Source organism: Thermoanaerobacterium butyriciformans (assembly GCF_017874545.1).
Classification (GTDB): Bacteria; Bacillota; Thermoanaerobacteria; order Thermoanaerobacterales; family Thermoanaerobacteraceae; genus Thermoanaerobacterium; species Thermoanaerobacterium butyriciformans.
Genome location: NZ_JAGGLT010000001.1, coordinates 134,715 through 152,625 on the forward strand (window position 1 = coordinate 134,715; position 17,911 = coordinate 152,625).

Below are 17,911 nucleotides of genomic sequence, written 5' to 3' on the forward strand. Positions count from 1 at the left end.
TATATCATGAGTGGGAAACAATTTGTAGTAATAGGTTTAGGAAGATTTGGATCAAGTGTTGCAATGACATTATATTCACTAGGTTGTGATGTGTTGGCGATAGACAGTTCAGAAGAAAGAGTACAGAGGATATCAGATAGCGTGACTAGAGCAGTGCAGGCTGATGCAACAGATGAAAAAGTACTAAGATCTTTAGGTGTAAGGAATTTTGATGTTGCAATAATAGGTACTGGAACAGACATACAAACAAGCCTTATGGTTACGCTTATGGTAAAAGAACTTGGTGTAAAAACAGTTGTAGCGAAGGCTTTAAATGAACTTCATGCAAAAGTATTGCTGAAAATCGGAGCAGATAGGGTCATATTTCCAGAAAAAGAAGCAGGAATAAAATTGGCTCATAGTCTTACATCATCAAATATACTTGATTTTATAGAGCTTTCACCTGAGTACAATATTGTTGAAATAATGGCTCTTAGAGATTGGATAGGCAAATCTTTAAATGAATTGAAATTAAGACAAAGGTTTGGATTAAATATTATTGCAATAAAAAGAGAAAATAATATTAAAATAACTCCTTCTGCTGACGATATAATAATGGAGGGCGATAATTTATTTATTATTGCGTCGATTGATAGTATAAATAAATTGAATAACAGTTAAGACTTAATATATAAGAGTCTGACGACTGTTGAATTTTAAGGCTTGTGTGAAAATAGTGTTTGAAATTTACATTGTAAAGTATTATAATTGTATTCAAAGGCGAGAAAGGGGTGATACAAGTGGAGATAGGACAGTCGGTAGTATTTACAATTCCACTGTTTGGTGGCATTCCAGTAACTTCTACAGTTGTTGTAACATGGTTAATAATGGCTGTGCTTACTATAGCGTCTATTATCGTTACAAGAGGCTGGAAACTTGTTCCTACTGGCGTACAGAATTTCGTTGAAACCATTGTAGATGGCTTAAATTCATTTACAAAAGATGCTCTTGGAGAGTATTGGTCATCATTTGCACCTTATCTTGGAACAATTGCGTTATATTTAATATTAGCAAATACCATCGATCTATTTGGAATAGCACCTCCTACAAAAGATTTAAGTGCCACATCTGCAATGGCTATAATGTCTATCGTCGTTGTTATAATAGCATCAATTAAAGCAAAAGGCATAAAAGGATATGCAAAATCATTTTTTGAACCGATGCCCTTCTTTTTTCCAATGAAAATACTTGATATGTTTACGAGACCATTATCACTTGCAGCCAGGTTGTTTGGCAATATCATAGCTGCATTTATAATAATGGGTTTAATAAGTAAAGTGGCACCGATAATAGTGCCAGCAATATTTAGCATCTACTTTGACTTGTTTGATGGTGCACTTCAGATGGTAGTGTTTGTATTTTTGACGATGCTTTATATTGAAGAAGCTGTTGAATAGTAATATAATTTAAAGTGATTTGATTTATAATTGAAATATTTTAGTAAAAAATATAATCGAAATTATTTAAAAGGAGAGATGAAGATGAATTTATTGGCAATAGGAGCAGGAATTGCTGCGATTTCAGGTATTGGTGCAGGAATTGGTATAGGTATAGCTACAGGAAAGGCTGTTGAAGCTGTATCAAGGCAGCCAGAGGCAAGAGGCAGCATAATGCAGTTCTTACTTTTAGGTGGTGCTTTGTCTGAAGCAACTGCTATATATGGATTGCTAGTTGCATTTTTGATAATATTCTTCATGAAACCATAATGATACGAAAGAAGGTAATAATTTGAGCCTTATAAATCCGTATACGTTCGTTTTTACGATTATAAATCTGGTTGTTTTGTATCTGATATTGAGAAAGTTTCTCTTTAAACCCGTGACAAAATTTATGGAAGAAAGATCACAAAAAATTAAAAATTCACTTGAAGAGGCTGATAGGAAAGTTCATGAAGCTAACGAATTAAAAGCACAATACGAAGAGATATTAAAAAAGGCTGACGATGAAGGAAAGGCTATCATTGATAGAGCAGAAAAATATGCAAAAGAAAAAGCAGATAAGATAATAGAACAGGCAAATATTGAGGCGAAAGAGATAATAGAAAGGGCAAAAGAAGAAGCAGAGACAGAGAAAATTAAAGCTATGCATGATTTAAGGGTTAGCTTGTCGCACCTTATAATAGAAGCTGCATCAAAGGCTATTGGCAATATCAACCTCGATGATGATAAGATCATCAACGAGGTGGTTAAGGAGGCAGGTGCATCTTGGAACAAGTAATAGCAAAAAAATATGCACGTGCTCTTTTTAACGCAGCTAGAGAAAATAACAATATCGAAAAGTATTATGACGAACTTAAGGACATTTTAAATGTGTTAAAAAATAAGCAAATATATAAAATTATTACAAATAGAGGAATATATATCAAGCAAAAAATGAGCTTTGTTGATGCGATTTTAGATGGATATGATAAAGAAATAATTAACTTTTTAAAATTGATAATATCGAAACATAGAGAGACTATTTTTGATGAAATATTCATTGAGTATGAGAAATTGTACATGGATTACAAGGGAATCATAAATGCAACATTAATTTCAGCCCATCCGCTGGACTTAAAGACTATAGAAGAAATCAGGAATAAATTAGAATCGAATTTTAATAAAAAAGTGAGCATAAATCAAACAGTGGATGAGTCTATACTTGGTGGGCTTAAGATATTAATAGGAAATAAAGTTATCGATGGTTCTATAAAAGGAAAACTTGATCTACTTCTTAAAAATCTTGTAACTGCAAGTTAATAAAAAGTACTTTATAAAATAGAAGGTGAATATATGGATATAAAACCTGAAGAAATAACATCAATTCTGGAAGATAAAATAAAAAATTTTGATTTTACCCTTAAGACAGAAGATATAGGTTATGTAATTACTGCTGGTGATGGCATTGTCAAGATATATGGACTTGATGAAGCAATGTATGGAGAAATGGTTGAATTTGAAAATGGCGTCTATGGTATGGTAATGAATCTTGAAGAAGACAATGTTGGCGCCATAATTCTTGGCGATCCTGAAGCAATTAAAGAAGGTACTACTGTAAAGCGTACTGGAAAAGTAGTTGAAGTACCTGTAGGTCCTGGTCTTTTAGGTAGAGTCGTAAATCCTTTAGGTCAACCTCTAGACGGTAAAGGACCTATAAAAAACGATGGAACAAGGCCTGTGGAATATCCAGCTCCACCTATCATAAAGAGGAAACCTGTTGATACTCCGCTACAGACTGGAATCTTGGCAATAGATGCTATGATTCCTATCGGTAGAGGGCAGAGAGAGCTTATAATAGGAGATAGGCAGACTGGAAAAACGGCTATCGCAGTTGATACTATAATAAACCAGAAAGACAAAGATGTTTACTGCATATATGTTGCAATAGGCCAGAAGGCTTCGACGATAGCGGGACTTGTGAATACATTGGAAAAATTCGGTGCAATGTCATATACAACGGTTGTAGCATCCACAGCAAGTGATTCTGCAGCACTGCAGTATTTGGCACCATATGCTGGATGTGCTATGGCAGAGTATTTCATGTACAACAAAAAAGATGTCCTTATAGTATATGATGATCTTTCAAAACACGCTGTTGCCTACAGAACGATTTCGCTCCTTTTGAGAAGACCGCCAGGAAGAGAAGCATATCCTGGAGATGTATTCTATCTCCATTCAAGGCTTTTGGAGCGTTCTGCTAAGCTTTCTGACGATATGGGCGGCGGTTCAATTACTGCGCTGCCGATAATAGAAACACTTGCAGGTGATATATCAGCATACATTCCTACAAATGTTATATCTATAACAGATGGACAGATATATCTGGAATCTGAGCTTTTCTATTCAGGTATAAGACCTGCTATAAACGTAGGTCTATCAGTATCACGTGTCGGTGGTGCTGCGCAGAAGAAAGCCATGAAGAAAGTGTCTGGCAGAATGAGATTAGAGCTTTCCCAATACAGAGAGTTGGAGGTATTTGCACAGTTTGGCTCAGATCTTGATAAATCGACACTGGATTTGCTAAAGCAAGGCGAGAGGATAGTAGAAATAACGAAGCAACCAAGATATCAGCCGATTTCGATGGAAGATCAAGTCATAATGATATACACGGTTATGAACAAATACTTGGTGGATGTTGAACTTCAAGATGTAAAGAAATTTGTGAAAGATCTTATTGAATTTATTGATATAAATTACCCAGATATTAAGAAAACCATAAGAGAGACAGGTAAGTTAGAGGATGATACAGTTGAAAAATTAAAGGCGGCTATCGAGGAGTATAAGAGCAAATACGCATCGAAAGGTGATGCATAATGGGGAAAAGGGATATTCAATTAAGGATAAAAAGCATCAAAGAGACGCGAAAAATAACGAAAGCTATGAATCTCATATCAGCAGCTAAATTCAGAAAAGCAAAGGTTATGCTGGATAATGTGAGACCGTATTATGAAAAAATACAGTCTACAATGGAAGATATACTGATTCATAGCGGCGAGGCTACATCCCATTATTTTGAAAGACAGCATGAAGCAAAAGGAGCAAGAAAAAAAGCCGTCATAGTTGTAACAGGCGATAAAGGTCTGTGTGGTGGATACAATCATAACGTCATAAAACAAGCGGAAGAAGTTATTGATGGCGATACACAAAACCTGATGGTGATAGGTGAAGTAGGACGCAGCTATTTCATGAATAAGGGCTACAACGTAGATGTAGAATTTCTATATACTGCTCAAAATCCTACCACATCTGCAGCAGGTGAGATATCTGATTTATTAGTAGATATATATGACAGAGGCATTATAGATGATATTTATGCAGTATATACAGAAATGGCTGGTTTAAAGCAGATAGTAAGGACAATTAAAATATTGCCGCTGGACATAAAAAATTTTGACAGCAATAAGGATGTAAAAATTTTAAGCGATATGATATACGATCCATCCCCCACTAAAGTATTTAATTTACTTGTGCCTGAGTATATTAAAGGCATAGTGTACAGCTTCTTGGTAAATGCTTTTGCATCAGAGCATTTTTCACGTATGGTTGCAATGGATGGTGCAACCTCAAATGCAGATAAGATGATAGCTAAATACACTTTGGAATATAACAGGCTGAGGCAAGCTTCTATAACGCAAGAGCTTTCTGAAATAATCGGAGGTTCATCTGTTTAGCTGGAACTGAAAGTATTTAAATTATAAAAATAAAATTTTAGATAGTGAATGGAGGCTAATATGAAAAAAGGTTATATAACACAGGTAATAGGTCCGGTTGTTGATATACGTTTTGACGAAGATTTGCCACCCATCAACAATGCGATTAAGATACCATTTAAGGATGATGAAATAGTCGTCGAAGTATCTCAGCATACAGGTGACAATACAGTAAGGTGTGTTGCTATGTCGTCTACCGATGGATTAAAGAGAGGGATGGAATGTTTTGATACAGGCGGGCCAATTTCGGTACCGGTCGGCGAAGGTACACTTGGCAGAATGTTTAACGTGTTGGGCAAACCAATGGATGACCTTGGTGAAGTGAAAGCAGATAAGTATATGTCTATACACAGAGATGCACCAAGCTTTGAAGAACAAAGCCCTGTCACTGAGGTATTGGAGACAGGTATAAAAGTCATAGATCTTCTAACACCATATGCAAAAGGTGGCAAGATTGGACTATTTGGTGGTGCAGGTGTTGGTAAGACAGTCTTAATAGAAGAGCTAATCAGGAATATAGCGACAGAGCATGGCGGATACTCAATCTTTACTGGTGTTGGAGAGAGAACCCGTGAAGGTAATGATTTGTGGCATGAGATGAAAGAGTCTGGTGTTTTAGATAAGACAGCATTTGTCTTTGGTCAGATGAATGAGCCACCAGGGGCTAGAATGAGAGTTGGACTTACCGGTCTTACAATGGCAGAGTATTTTAGGGATGAAAAGCATCAGGACGTTTTGCTATTTATTGATAATATATTCAGGTTTATACAAGCAGGCTCAGAAGTATCTGCTCTCTTAGGCAGGATGCCATCTGCCGTAGGTTATCAGCCGACACTTGCTACAGAGCTTGGTGCATTGCAGGAGAGAATAACTTCTACAAAGAGCGGGTCAATTACATCTGTTCAAGCGGTATATGTGCCTGCAGATGACTTGACAGATCCGGCGCCTGCAACGACATTTACACACCTTGATGCCACGACAGTTTTATCTAGAAGCATTGTTGAAATGGGTATTTATCCTGCGGTTGATCCACTTGATTCTACATCAAGAATATTAGAGCCTAACATTGTAGGTGAGGAGCACTACAATGTAGCAAGGCGTGTACAGGAGATACTGCAAAAGTATAAAGAACTACAAGACATAATAGCTATTCTAGGCATGGATGAATTATCAGATGAAGATAAGCTTACGGTCTACAGAGCAAGGAAGATACAGAGATTTTTATCGCAGCCTTTCTTCGTTGCTGAGACATTTACTGGAATACCAGGCAAATATGTCCCGCTAAAAGAGACGATAGAAGGATTTAAAAAGATAGTAGATGGTGAGATGGACGATATACCAGAAGCAGCATTCTTCATGGTAGGAAATATTGATGAAGTGTATAAAAAAGCTGAAGAAATGAAGTGAGGTGCATAAAATGAGTAAGTACCACCTCGAAGTTTTGACACCATATCGCAAATTTTACGATGGAGATGTTGAGGAAATCATTGTTACAACAAGTGCTGGAGAAGTCGGTGTACAAAAAGGGCATATTCCTATGACTGTCGCATTGGGAATTGGCACTTTAAAGATAAAAAATAACAATGAGTGGAAAGAAGCCAGCATATCAAACGGATTTATGGAAGTCAAGCAGGATAATGTAGTTATACTGGCAGATGCTGCCGAATGGCCTGAGGAGATAGATATTATGAGAGCAGAAGCAGCAAAGCAGAGGGCAGAAGAAAGGTTGAGGCAGAAGAAAAGCCAGCATGAGTATCTGCTTGCAAAAGCCGCTTTGCGGCGAGCTCTCGTTAGAATGACCATTGCAAAAAAATACAAAAAGATGTAAGAAATACCTCCACGATTGTGTATAAAAACATCCTATTTAGACTAAAATCTAAATAGGAGAAAATAGTGGAGGTGTTTTTATATGAAAAAGGTAACAGTTATAATATTGATGTTCATAATATTGGCAGGGACATTTAATGTTTATGCTGCCCCAAGTGACAATATTATTACAAAAGAAAAAGCTATCTCAATTGTAAAAGACAAACTGGGAGATATAAAATACGATAATTTAAGCGCACAATACAGAGAGTTTACAAATAAAGATTCAGTGTGGATATTAAGTTATACTAAAGATGATATTTTTGAAAATACTTCAATAACTCTAAATGCGAAAACTGGAGATATTATAAGGTATAATTATATATCTGATTACAATGGAGGCAAAAATCTAAGCAGAGATGATGCAAAAAAAATAGCAGATGAATTTTTAAACAAGGTAAGGCCAACAAATCTTAGCAAATATAAATTTGACAACATGTATAAAAATGACACTTATAGGGAATACAATTTTAAATGGAGAAGAGAAGAGAATGGTGTGAAAGTTTTATACGACACAATAAACGTATCAGTTGATAAAAAAACGGGATATGTTACACATTATACGTACGATTGGACAGAAGGAGATTTACCTACGCTTAAAAATGTGATAGATATAAATGAGGCCACGAAACTTTTTAAAGAATATTTAAGACCAAGATTAGTGTACACGGTAATATATAACAAAAATAAAGGTGATGTGAAACTGGTATATTTTTCACCATCACCTCAATACATGATAAATGCATATACAGGTGATATAATTGATGTAAATGGTAATAAAGTTGAATTAAAAAAGACAGGTGAAGAAAAAATCACATTGGACAAATTTTACAATAAATCTAGTAAGCCTGTTACAAAAGATGAAGCGTATAAAATAGCATCCAAGTATGTATCTAAAGACTATGAATTAAAAAACACAGCATACATCGAAAAATACGCAGGCCTTGATTTAAATGTTTGGACGTTTGCATGGAATAAAGTTAATGGAATAGGATATCTACATGTGGCAGTTAATGCAAATACAGGTAATGTCGTAGATGTGCTGGAAAGCACCAAAAGTGATTTAAGTATATCAATTTCCCGGGTAAATGCATTAAAAAAAGCGGAATCATTTATAAAGGATAATTTCAAAGACGTAGTACCTTATCTCGATTTTAACAGCAATTTAGATACCAATACACGTGAAGCAATCTACGGATACCACTTTGTATTTCCTCTCAAACAGTACAACATTCCATTTATAAATAATGGTATAACTATTGATGTAGATGGAGGAGGAAATATATCAGCGTATACTTATAAAAATTACGACGTACCGATTCCGATGCCGTCAAACATCATGACGCAGGATAAAGTAACAGATAAATACTTAAAAAATGGAAACTTTTCTTTAAAATATTACAAACCAGAAGACAAAAATATAATACCAGTTTACACTGTAGATGATCCTATTTATTCAAACTTGATAGATGCCATTTCAGGTGAAATAATAAAACCATATTAAAAAGGGCTTTTTAAGCCCTTAATTTATCTTCAGAAGGCATTTCAGATAAAATCATGCTTAAAAACGTCAAAAAACCGCCGATTATAGATTTCAATGTCATAACCTCACCAGCTACCACAAATGCTGTGATGGCAGAAAAGACAGGCTCCAGGGAAAAAATAATAGCTGTATGTGTAGCAGATGTATTTGCCTGCATCGTATTTTGAACGGTTAATGCAAAAGCTGTTGCAAAAATGCCAGTCAATATAAGTGCAAACCATACGGTTTTGTTTGTCGGTATAGTTGGTTTTTCATATATAAATGATAAAATCCCACTTAGAATCGCAACAACCAGAATTTGTATCATTGCAAACGAAATAGTATCCACAGATGGTGCATATTTTGCAATTAAGACGATCTGAAATGCAAATGATACTGCACACAAAAAAGTAAGGAAATCCCCAAAGTTTATCTTTAAATCAACATTTGTTGTTATAAGCAATAACCCTACCATTGCCAATATGACGCTTATCCACGATGTCTTTGACAGTTTTGCTTTTAAGAAAAATGCTTCTAATATAGGTACAAGCACTACATTGAACCCACTTATAAAACCAGACTTTGATGCTGTAGTGTATTTTAGACCCAGTGTTTGAAATGCATAGCCTAAAAATAACATTGTACCAACAAGGACTGAAACAATAAATGTTCTTCTATCTATATTTACAAGTCTTTTGCCGTACAGGATTGCCAGTACTATGAAGGCAAGCATAAATCTCAAAAACAGAAAATTGTACACAGGTATTACGCTTGTTGCATTTTTTACTATTATAAAAGTGGATCCCCAGATGACTGTGACTAAGATTAACATGATGTCGCTTTTTAATTTTTTTGTCAATCCTTAAGCCTCCCTATTTGAAATTATGGCCTAAATTTCTGTGCAATTGGCATGCGCCTTCCGACGCCGAATGCTTTTGTTGTAACTTTAAGACCCGGTGCTGCCTGTTTTCTCTTGTATTCTGCATTGTTGACCTTTCTGATTACATCTCTTACAATGTCTTCATCATAGCCTCTTGATACGATCTCACTTATTGATTTATCATCTTCTATGTATAACTTAAGTATATCATCTAGTATTTCATAAGGTGGCAGTGAATCAGTATCCTTCTGATTTGGCCTTAGCTCTGCAGATGGAGCCTTTTTAATGGTTGACAGCGGTATTATGATTTTGTCTCTATTTATATACTTTGCAAGTTCGTACACCATCGTCTTTGGCACATCGGATATTACAGCAAGTCCACCACTCATATCTCCATACAGTGTGCAGTATCCAACAGCGATTTCTGACTTATTTCCGGTTGTCAACACCATGTAGCCTTCTCTGTTTGATATGAACATTAGATAGTTGCCTCTTATCCTGGCCTGCAGATTTTCTTCTGCTAGATCTCCCAAAACGTCACCATCTTTGTTAAAAATAGAGATATAACTTTTAAAAACATCTTCAATAGGTATTACTCTGTACTGTATGCCTAGATTTTGTGCTAAATCCCTTGCATCATCTTTGCTGCCTTCTGAAGAATAGCGAGATGGCATAGACACTCCCACTACATTTTCACGCCCTAAAGCTTTTACTGCAAGTGCGCATGTGACAGCAGAATCAATGCCGCCGCTTAAGCCTACCACTGCTTTTTTAAAACCTGTCTTTCTAAAATAATCTTTGAGTCCTAAAATTAATGCATCGTGAACCCATGAAATATCTTCTTTGATTTCTTGAAGTGGTTTTAATTCATCTAGATTTTCAGTATCTACAAAAGCCATATCTTCAGAAAATGACCTTAAGTTTACGACTCTGTCACCATTGGAATTTATTGCGAAACTGTTACCATCAAAAATCAGCTCGTCATTTCCACCGACTTGATTTACGTATATCAGCGGCAATTTATATTTCTTCGATATCTGCTTTACCATTCTTGTCCTTAATTCTTGTTTTCCAAGGTTATACGGCGATGCGGAAATATTTATAAAAATGTCTGGATTTAGCTTGTACTGCTCTTCCAAAACATCTATATCGTACCTTGGCCTTTCCCAGAAGTCCTTGTCGTTCCATATGTCTTCGCAAATATTTACTGCAAGGCGCATTCCTTTAAAGTCAAAACATTGTCTTTCTTTTGCTGGCTCAAAATACCTTTGCTCATCAAATACATCGTAATTTGGCAAAAGGGTTTTGTCAGCTTGTCCGATTATTTTACCGTTGTATAGAAGCAGTGCTGAGTTATGAAGCAAGTAGTCTTTTTCCTTATCCTTTGTAGCTGTGCCTACAATGACGCCAATATCATTTGTCTCAGGCAATATAATCTCATTTAAAGCACTATATGATGTTTCCAAAAAATCAGGGTTATAAAGTAAATCCTTAGGAGGATATCCAATGATAGATAATTCCGGAAATACTATAAGCTCCATATTAGCTTTTTTTGCTTCTTTTATATACTTAATTATTTTTTCACAGTTATTTTTAATGTCACCCACAGTTGGATTCAACTGTGCTAATGCTATCTTCATAAATCTCACCTCGAAATATTTTCATAAAGATATTTTAGCACATAATGAAAAAAAATACACCAGCATATTGTGGTGCAGTCAATTCTACAATTACTGCCATTTGATTATTTTCTTTTCAATGTATACTAAAAGCACGTACATCAACGCAGCCAGCACAGATAGTATTAGGACACTGGACATGACTATGTCAAGCTTGAATATCTGTCCGCCGTACACGATGAGATATCCTAGACCAGCCTTTGATACTAAGAATTCGCCTGTTATTACGCCAACCCAAGATAGCCCCATGTTGATTTTTATGGCAGACATGATAGTTGGGATACTGGCTGGCAAAATGCACTTTGTAAGTATTTGATATTTTGTAGCGCCAAATGTCTTTAAAAGTTTTATCTTATCCTCATCTACTTGCATAAAGCCTGTCTCTAAACTTATTATTGTGACGATTAAAGATATTGCAAGTCCCATCGTTATTATAGGTGCTTCACCATTTCCCATCCATACGATGAATATAGGACCTAACGCAATCTTTGGAAGACTGTTTAAAACTATTAGGTATGGCTCCGCTACCTTTGATGCAAATGAAGACCACCAAAGCATGATAGCAATTGCTATTCCTATAATTGTTCCAAGTGCAAATCCAATCAGCGTCTCACTAAGTGTAACCCATATGTGTGTAAAAAGTGAACCGTCTTTGCTTAAGTTTATGATCGTTTTAAGCATGCGGGATGGCTGACTAAATAAAAATGGATCTATCAATTTAAGCCTTCCGGCTATTTCCCATAATGCAAAAAATGCAATCAATATTATAACCTGAGTAGTTCTTATAGCTATCTCTTTTCTTTTGACTTTTTTTAAAAACTCCATGTGCTCCTTTGACATGTTTGACGTTGTATCATACATGGACATCAAGCTCCTTCCATATCTCATTGAAATATTCTCTAAATTCCGGGGCTTTTCGGCATCCAATGGGTGAGGGTGTATCGCATGTGAGATGTATCTCATGTATGCTTTTTACAACTGCCGGCCTATTAGACAAAACCACGATTCTATCGCACATCGCTATTGCCTCTGATATATCGTGAGTCACTATAATAGCTGTCTTTTTTACATTTTTCAATATGCTCCATACCTCATCAGATATTGCAAGCCTTGTCTGGTAATCAAGGGCTGAAAAAGCCTCATCCAATAGCATGATGTCAGGATTTAACGCTAGAGTCCTGATTAATGCTGCTCTTTGCCTCATTCCTCCTGATATCTGATTTGGATAATGGTATTTAAACTCTGCAAGACCGTATCTATCTAATAGTCCCTCTACATGCCTTATAGAATCATCATTGACAGCATTTTGTATCTCAAGCCCAAGAAGAACATTCTGCATGATGTTTCGCCACTCAAAAAGGTGGTCTCTTTGAAGCATGTATCCAACCTCGCCGTTTACTTTTACGCTTCCGCCTGATGGCTTCAAAAGGCCTGCAATAATAGATAAAAGTGTGGATTTACCACATCCTGATGGTCCTATAACTCCTACAAATTCGCCTTCATGTACATTGAAAGAGACATTTTTTATCGCTTCTGTTTCGCCATTTACCGTATGATAGTTTAAAGAGACATTTTTAAGTTCTACCATGACTTTATCCACAAGGCGCACCTCCTGCACAATATTTTAGGCATACTTACAGGGGACAATCTTTCTATTGTCCCCGCAACACTATTTCTTTATTGATTCGACTGCTTTATCTGCGAAAGTATTGTCTATAAGAGCATTGGGGTCTACTTTGCTGTCTATTTCACCGGCGTTTAACAATACATTCTGAAGTGCGTCAAAATCAGCCGACTTCATTTGCGGTGTTGTACCCCATGCATCTATGCTTTTATACCTGTCGATAACTTTTGCTATGATATCAATATCTGTATCTGGGAAGAATGACTTGATGTCTTCTGCCACTTGTTTTGATGAATGGGATTGAACGTAAAGCATCCCTTTGTAAACTGCATTCGTGAAATGCTGTATTATATCAGGATGTTCTTTTATATAGTTTTTTCTAGCGTTAAATGTCGTATACGGCACATCATGTCCGGCAGCACCGACAGATGCTACGATATATCCACCTTTTTCACTCTCTACTTGTGATGCCGTCGGTTCAAATAATGCGACGTAGTCTGCATCGGATCTCATGAAGGCACCGGCAGTTGCTGTAAATTGAAGATTTGTCACAAGATTTACATCTTTTTTAGGATCTAGTCCGTGTTCTTTCAGTATATATTCAAGAGTCATTTCAGGCATTCCGCCCGGCCTTCCACCTATTATTTTTTTCCCTTTTAAGTTTTCCCACTTGAAATTTGGCTCTGGTTTTTTGCCTACTAAGAATGAGCCGTCTTTTTTTGTAAGCTGTGCAAAATTTACAAGGTAATCTTCTTTTCCTTCTTTATACACGTAGACAGTAGTCTCTGGGCCTTGCAGTCCTATGTCGGCTTGACCTGATACGACTGCCGTCGCTGCTTTGTCAGAACCTTGTGCAGTTGTTATCTCCAATTGAAGTCCTTCTTCTTTAAAAAATCCCTTATTTACTGCTGCGTAGTAGGGTGCATAAAAAATCGAATGAACTGTCTCAATAAAATTTATCTTTGTAAGCTGTTTATCTTTTGCTTTACATCCTGTAAACAAAACAGATGTAAGTATAAATGTAAGTATAAGCGTAAAAATAAGTAATTTCCTAGGCTTTCTCATGAATATACCTCCCATTTATTTAGATTTCAGTTTATTATATTCTATCAATTGCAAATGGTGATTGAATGGAAAATAAGATTTTTTCAACTACCGATTCGTTAAATGATTACAGAAGAAGGAAATTAAATATTTTTGTCGAATTAAATTATTTGTGTATTTTTTATAACATGTACAAAGGAGAATAATTATGGCACAAAAAGCAGCAAAAAAAGGAAAAGTCAATGTGAAGGAAAAAAGAAGTATAAACACTATTTTTACAATCGATATCGTATTTTACATATCATTGCTTTTATTAGTGGCATTACCACCGTATTTTAGAGGCATGTACTTTGATAATGAACTTCTACCTACTATGGTGATTACATCTATTGTGGTGGTGATTTGGTCACTTATTAAGATATTTAAAAAGGAACCCATAATTACAGAAAGACTTGACTATGCTGTATTATCCCTTGTTGGAGCATATCTCATATCGACATTTTTTGCTGTAAATATAAGATCTGCGATAGGGGAGACATTGAAGTATGTTGATTATGTTTTTATATACTTAATGGCAAGTAGGCTTTTAAGCGACAAGAAAAAGATATGGATCCTTTTAAATGTACTTGTTTTAAGTTCATTTGGAGTAGCAGTAGTAGGGCTTTTATCTGCTGCAGGATACATAAACTACAATGGGTCATGGGTGGGAGGCAGAATCAATTCTACATTTCAATATGCCAATACTGCAGCATCATTTATGATGGCATTTTTGTTTGTGAACTTTGCCCTTATATCATATACAGAAAATAAATATCTAAAAGCGCTGTATGGGATAGAAGCATTTGTACAGCTTTATGCATATGTATTTACATTGTCCCGCGGTGCATGGGTAATGTTTCCGTTTTTGTTTATATTCCTTATCATAATGATGCCAAAAGGCAAGAGAGTAGAGCCTTTCATCTACTTAATAGGTATAGTCGTAGCATCGTCACTGCCTATAGCGAAATTTAATTCTATCGTGAATGGCCCTAAACCACACAATCTGCTTATGTGGATATTTGTAGGAGCTTTGCTATCAGCTATTTTCACATATCTGATAAGTTTTATAGTTGATGCTGTAAATAAGATAAGCTTAAAAGTAGGTATATCGATAATTGTTATTATCGGTATTCTTTCATCAATAGGTGGATACATAGTATTGACATCTCAAATGCCGCTTACATTAAGTCATGGTCAAGATGAGGCCGACAGCTTAAAAAGCGTGACGAGATTTGTGGATGTGGATTCTGGCAGGATTTATGTTCTTAAATATGTGGTTAAATCGCAAAATAGTGAAAACAAAGATTGGGCATATAAAATTGCAATAGACAGCAGAAATGATTTAGATCAGCCTACAAAAATAAAAGATGTTTACGACAAAGAAAGTTTCAGCGGAGAAAAAACTATTGAATTTTCTACGTTAAAGGACACCAAGAGGTTGGCTATAACTTTTATAAACAATTTTAAAGGTACGTCTGTAACATTTGAAAAAGCGTATATATATCCAAAAAACAACCCAAAAGACGTACAAAACATTATGCTGAAATACAAGTATCTGCCTGAAAATGTGGCGTCTAGAATACAGGATATTAGCCTAAGTAGCCACAGCAGTTCGGAGCGCATGCAGTTTTACAAAGATGGGTTTAAGATATTTAAAGACTATCCGCTGTTTGGTGCAGGTGGAGGTGCATGGGCATCCCTTTACTTTAAGTACCAGTCATACCTCTATTGGACAACCCAGACACATAATTACTTCATGCAGGTTTTGCTTGATGCAGGTTTAATTGGTGCAGCAGCAATGATTTTCTTCTTAATTGCTCTCATATTATCAATATTTAGGCTTTATAAAGCTGAAATGGATAGATATGAGCGCATACTGCTGGCAGCAGCCACAACAGGTATATTAAGCCTTTATGCCCATGCAGCTATGGATTTTGACCTTTCTTTATCTGCTGTAACGATAGCTCTGTACTCCCTTATAGGAATAGTAAACAGCATGAATATAAGCCATAAAGAGCCAACAAAACCAATTAAAAATGGTAAAAAATTGTACAATGGATATTACAGCTACGGAGTTTTAATAGTAGGAATAGTCGTCATGTTTATGTCCTTCTCTTTATCATATGCCCTTAAGTCTGCTGAAAAAGGTGATATCTTGATGAAGACAAACAATATTCCTCAGGCTATTCAATACTACAAAAGTGCAGTATCATATGATCCGTGGAATGCAAAGTACAGGATGTCTTACGGGCAGACATTGGCTAGCATAGCAGATCAGACAAAGGACGCAGCGACGCTTCAGGAGGCAATGAATGAAGAGCAGAAAGCAGTAGATTTAGAACCCTTTAATTCTCAATTATCGGCGCAGCTTGGAGCTTTTTACCTTGCTCATGGACAGATAGATAAAGGAATACAGTATGTCAAAAAAGCTGTTGAAGTCCAGCCTTTAAGGCCAGAGAACTATCAACAGCTGGCAGATGCGTATAACAAAGTCGGCATGTTTTACCTGCAAAACAACGATAAAGGGAAAGCGAAAGAATACCTTCAAAAAGCTGTCGATGTTGAGAAGTTGTTTAATGCGGCTAATTCTAAATCAGAAGAGCCAAAACCTATGACAGATACAATGAAGAAAATAGTAGAAAATTCTAAAGAAGCGTTAAAAGGGATACAGTGATGTATCCTTTTTTGTACCCATATTGTATTTTTCATTTTTTAATATATAAATACCTTTTTTTGTAATGTGAAAATGTTATAATTAATGTAAGAAGATAAAAATATGAATAGATAAGCTAATAAGATTTAATTTCTGTTAATATCGGGAGGCTTTTATATGACTGTAGAGGAAGTAAAAAACATAATACAAAATGGTGAAAATTCTTATATAGAGTTTAAAGAAGAGGAAATTAAAGCCAAAGAACTTGCCGAAGAAATTGTTGCTTTTTCAAATTCAGAAGGTGGTATAATTCTTATTGGAGTTGATGACGAAGGAAATATAAAAGGGATAAAAAACAGTAAGTTAGAAGAAACGGTAATGAATGTATGCAGAAATAACTGTATTCCAAATGTTATTCCTTCATATGAAAGTATAGAAGTAGATGGCAAGACAATAGCAATTATTACTATCCCCAAGGGACTTAATAAGCCATATTATACATCTGACCATAAATACTATATACGAGTAGGTACTACAAAGAGAATTGCATCAAAAGAAGAATTGCTACGGCTCTTTGAAACAAGTGGAAGTCTTCATTATGACATATCACCGGTGGAAGGAACATCGATTAATGATTTAAACATTGATATAATTAGAGACTATTTTATGAAATATAATACATTTGATTTATTTGAAGAGTCCAAGGAATCGATAGAAAGGATACTTCTTAATGCAGATATACTAAAAGAATATGATGGGAAAAAGGTTTGTACTGTTGGAGGGCTGTTGGTATTTGGCAAAAATCCAGAGAAGTATCTTCCACAGAATGGAGTAAGTTTTGCTCATTTTAATGGTAATGAAATCACAGATGAATTAATCGATAAGAAAATAATAACAGGAAGAATACAAGATGTAGCAGAGCAGTTAATGGTTGTGATTAAGAATAATATGCTTACCCCGTCAGTGATTAATGGATTAAAAAGAGAAGAAAGAGAAGAATACCCTATGATTGTCATGAGAGAAGCTATTGTAAATTCTCTGGTTCATAGAAATTATAGTATCAGCGGTTCTAAAATAAGAGTTCTTATGTATAATGATCGTATAGAGTTCAGAAGTCCAGGAAGACTGCCAAATACAGTGACAATAGAGAAAATGAAAATAGGAGTATCGTATGCGCGGAATCCTTTCCTTGTTAAATACATGGAAAACATGAGGTACATTGATCAACTTGGAAGAGGTATTCCAATGATACTTAAAAAAATGAAGGAATTAGGGGCAAGAGAGCCATTGCTTATGGAACAAGGAGAGGAATTTATATTGACAATATACAGGCCAGATTTTTGATTAGTGAAAGTGAGTAGTTTAAAAAAGTTAGGA

17 protein-coding genes are annotated in these 17,911 nt (G+C 35.6%); 12 read left to right on the top strand and 5 right to left on the bottom strand.

The genetic code is table 11. The annotated features are described in order from the left end of the window. The first annotated feature begins 6 nt into the window (after positions 1 to 6). The 10 genes from J2Z80_RS00725 (at position 7) to J2Z80_RS00770 (ending at position 8,597) form a co-directional block, all read left to right on the top strand. On the top strand, positions 7 to 660 hold the full coding sequence (locus J2Z80_RS00725; RefSeq protein ID WP_209452642.1) for a potassium channel family protein: 654 nt from the start codon (positions 7 to 9) through the stop codon (positions 658 to 660). Between the two features lie 119 nt (positions 661 to 779). Further along, entirely contained in the window at positions 780 to 1,436 is a 657-nt protein-coding gene (locus tag J2Z80_RS00730) for a F0F1 ATP synthase subunit A (RefSeq protein ID WP_209452643.1), read from the top strand. An 84-nt stretch (positions 1,437 to 1,520) separates the two neighbouring features. Beyond that, positions 1,521 to 1,745 (top strand): ATP synthase F0 subunit C, encoded by a 225-nt coding sequence (gene atpE / locus J2Z80_RS00735; RefSeq protein ID WP_209452644.1) that lies wholly within the window; start codon positions 1,521 to 1,523, stop codon positions 1,743 to 1,745. A 22-nt stretch (positions 1,746 to 1,767) separates the two neighbouring features. Beyond that, positions 1,768 to 2,256, top strand: coding sequence for a F0F1 ATP synthase subunit B (atpF, locus tag J2Z80_RS00740; RefSeq protein WP_209452645.1), 489 nt, complete (start codon positions 1,768 to 1,770; stop codon positions 2,254 to 2,256). Beyond that, complete coding sequence (atpH, locus tag J2Z80_RS00745; protein WP_209452646.1) at positions 2,244 to 2,777, top strand: ATP synthase F1 subunit delta; 534 nt, start codon at positions 2,244 to 2,246, stop codon at positions 2,775 to 2,777. The genes atpF and atpH overlap by 13 nt, the downstream gene beginning before the upstream one ends. Positions 2,778 to 2,810: 33 nt before the next feature. Continuing rightward, on the top strand, positions 2,811 to 4,331 hold the full coding sequence (gene atpA / locus J2Z80_RS00750; RefSeq protein ID WP_209452647.1) for a F0F1 ATP synthase subunit alpha: 1,521 nt from the start codon (positions 2,811 to 2,813) through the stop codon (positions 4,329 to 4,331). Further along, positions 4,331 to 5,188 carry an ATP synthase F1 subunit gamma gene (gene atpG, locus J2Z80_RS00755; protein WP_209452648.1) on the top strand — a complete coding sequence of 286 codons (858 nt, stop codon included), beginning with the start codon at positions 4,331 to 4,333 and terminating at the stop codon, positions 5,186 to 5,188. Before atpA ends, atpG begins: the two co-directional genes overlap by 1 nt. 60 nt (positions 5,189 to 5,248) lie before the next feature. After that, the gene (gene atpD / locus J2Z80_RS00760) at positions 5,249 to 6,634 is read left to right on the top strand and encodes a F0F1 ATP synthase subunit beta (RefSeq protein ID WP_209452649.1); all 1,386 of its coding nucleotides are present in this window, start codon (positions 5,249 to 5,251) and stop codon (positions 6,632 to 6,634) included. A gap of 10 nt (positions 6,635 to 6,644) precedes the next feature. Beyond that, on the top strand, positions 6,645 to 7,055 hold the full coding sequence (locus tag J2Z80_RS00765) for a F0F1 ATP synthase subunit epsilon (protein WP_209452650.1): 411 nt from the start codon (positions 6,645 to 6,647) through the stop codon (positions 7,053 to 7,055). A gap of 81 nt (positions 7,056 to 7,136) precedes the next feature. Beyond that, positions 7,137 to 8,597 carry a YcdB/YcdC domain-containing protein gene (locus J2Z80_RS00770; protein WP_209452651.1) on the top strand — a complete coding sequence of 487 codons (1,461 nt, stop codon included), beginning with the start codon at positions 7,137 to 7,139 and terminating at the stop codon, positions 8,595 to 8,597. A gap of 10 nt (positions 8,598 to 8,607) precedes the next feature. Here the strand turns inward: J2Z80_RS00770 and J2Z80_RS00775 are convergent, their stop codons facing one another. The 5 genes from J2Z80_RS00775 to J2Z80_RS00795 form a co-directional block, all read right to left on the bottom strand. Beyond that, a complete protein-coding gene (locus J2Z80_RS00775; RefSeq protein ID WP_209452652.1) occupies positions 8,608 to 9,474 on the bottom strand; it encodes a DMT family transporter in 867 nt (288 codons plus the stop codon). A 23-nt stretch (positions 9,475 to 9,497) separates the two neighbouring features. Beyond that, a complete protein-coding gene (locus J2Z80_RS00780) occupies positions 9,498 to 11,135 on the bottom strand; it encodes an NAD+ synthase (protein WP_209452653.1) in 1,638 nt (545 codons plus the stop codon). A 90-nt stretch (positions 11,136 to 11,225) separates the two neighbouring features. Beyond that, on the bottom strand, positions 11,226 to 12,035 hold the full coding sequence (locus J2Z80_RS00785; RefSeq protein ID WP_209452703.1) for an ABC transporter permease: 810 nt from the start codon (positions 12,033 to 12,035) through the stop codon (positions 11,226 to 11,228). Continuing rightward, positions 12,028 to 12,774: an ABC transporter ATP-binding protein gene (locus tag J2Z80_RS00790; protein ID WP_209452654.1), complete on the bottom strand. Its 747-nt coding sequence runs from the start codon at positions 12,772 to 12,774 to the stop codon at positions 12,028 to 12,030. The genes J2Z80_RS00785 and J2Z80_RS00790 overlap by 8 nt, the downstream gene beginning before the upstream one ends. Before the next feature lie 69 nt (positions 12,775 to 12,843). Next, entirely contained in the window at positions 12,844 to 13,863 is a 1,020-nt protein-coding gene (locus J2Z80_RS00795; protein ID WP_209452655.1) for an ABC transporter substrate-binding protein, read from the bottom strand. Between the two features lie 187 nt (positions 13,864 to 14,050). Here J2Z80_RS00795 and J2Z80_RS00800 point away from each other — a divergent pair, with 187 nt between their 5' ends. Both J2Z80_RS00800 and J2Z80_RS00805 read left to right on the top strand, forming a co-directional pair. After that, positions 14,051 to 16,555, top strand: coding sequence for an O-antigen ligase family protein (locus J2Z80_RS00800; RefSeq protein ID WP_209452656.1), 2,505 nt, complete (start codon positions 14,051 to 14,053; stop codon positions 16,553 to 16,555). Positions 16,556 to 16,711: 156 nt separating this feature from the next. Next, entirely contained in the window at positions 16,712 to 17,878 is a 1,167-nt protein-coding gene (locus J2Z80_RS00805; protein WP_094043209.1) for an RNA-binding domain-containing protein, read from the top strand. Positions 17,879 to 17,911: the final 33 nt, after the last annotated feature.

Coding starts and splice junctions, on each gene's coding strand:
- J2Z80_RS00780 (WP_209452653.1), bottom strand. CDS start 11,135: ATGAAGATAGCATTAGCACAGTTGAATCCAACTGTGGGTGACATTAAA.
- J2Z80_RS00770 (WP_209452651.1), top strand. CDS start 7,137: ATGAAAAAGGTAACAGTTATAATATTGATGTTCATAATATTGGCAGGG.
- atpE (WP_209452644.1), top strand. CDS start 1,521: ATGAATTTATTGGCAATAGGAGCAGGAATTGCTGCGATTTCAGGTATT.
- J2Z80_RS00795 (WP_209452655.1), bottom strand. CDS start 13,863: ATGAGAAAGCCTAGGAAATTACTTATTTTTACGCTTATACTTACATTT.
- J2Z80_RS00765 (WP_209452650.1), top strand. CDS start 6,645: ATGAGTAAGTACCACCTCGAAGTTTTGACACCATATCGCAAATTTTAC.
- J2Z80_RS00800 (WP_209452656.1), top strand. CDS start 14,051: ATGGCACAAAAAGCAGCAAAAAAAGGAAAAGTCAATGTGAAGGAAAAA.
- atpD (WP_209452649.1), top strand. CDS start 5,249: ATGAAAAAAGGTTATATAACACAGGTAATAGGTCCGGTTGTTGATATA.
- atpG (WP_209452648.1), top strand. CDS start 4,331: ATGGGGAAAAGGGATATTCAATTAAGGATAAAAAGCATCAAAGAGACG.
- J2Z80_RS00785 (WP_209452703.1), bottom strand. CDS start 12,035: ATGTATGATACAACGTCAAACATGTCAAAGGAGCACATGGAGTTTTTA.
- J2Z80_RS00805 (WP_094043209.1), top strand. CDS start 16,712: ATGACTGTAGAGGAAGTAAAAAACATAATACAAAATGGTGAAAATTCT.
- J2Z80_RS00725 (WP_209452642.1), top strand. CDS start 7: ATGAGTGGGAAACAATTTGTAGTAATAGGTTTAGGAAGATTTGGATCA.
- atpA (WP_209452647.1), top strand. CDS start 2,811: ATGGATATAAAACCTGAAGAAATAACATCAATTCTGGAAGATAAAATA.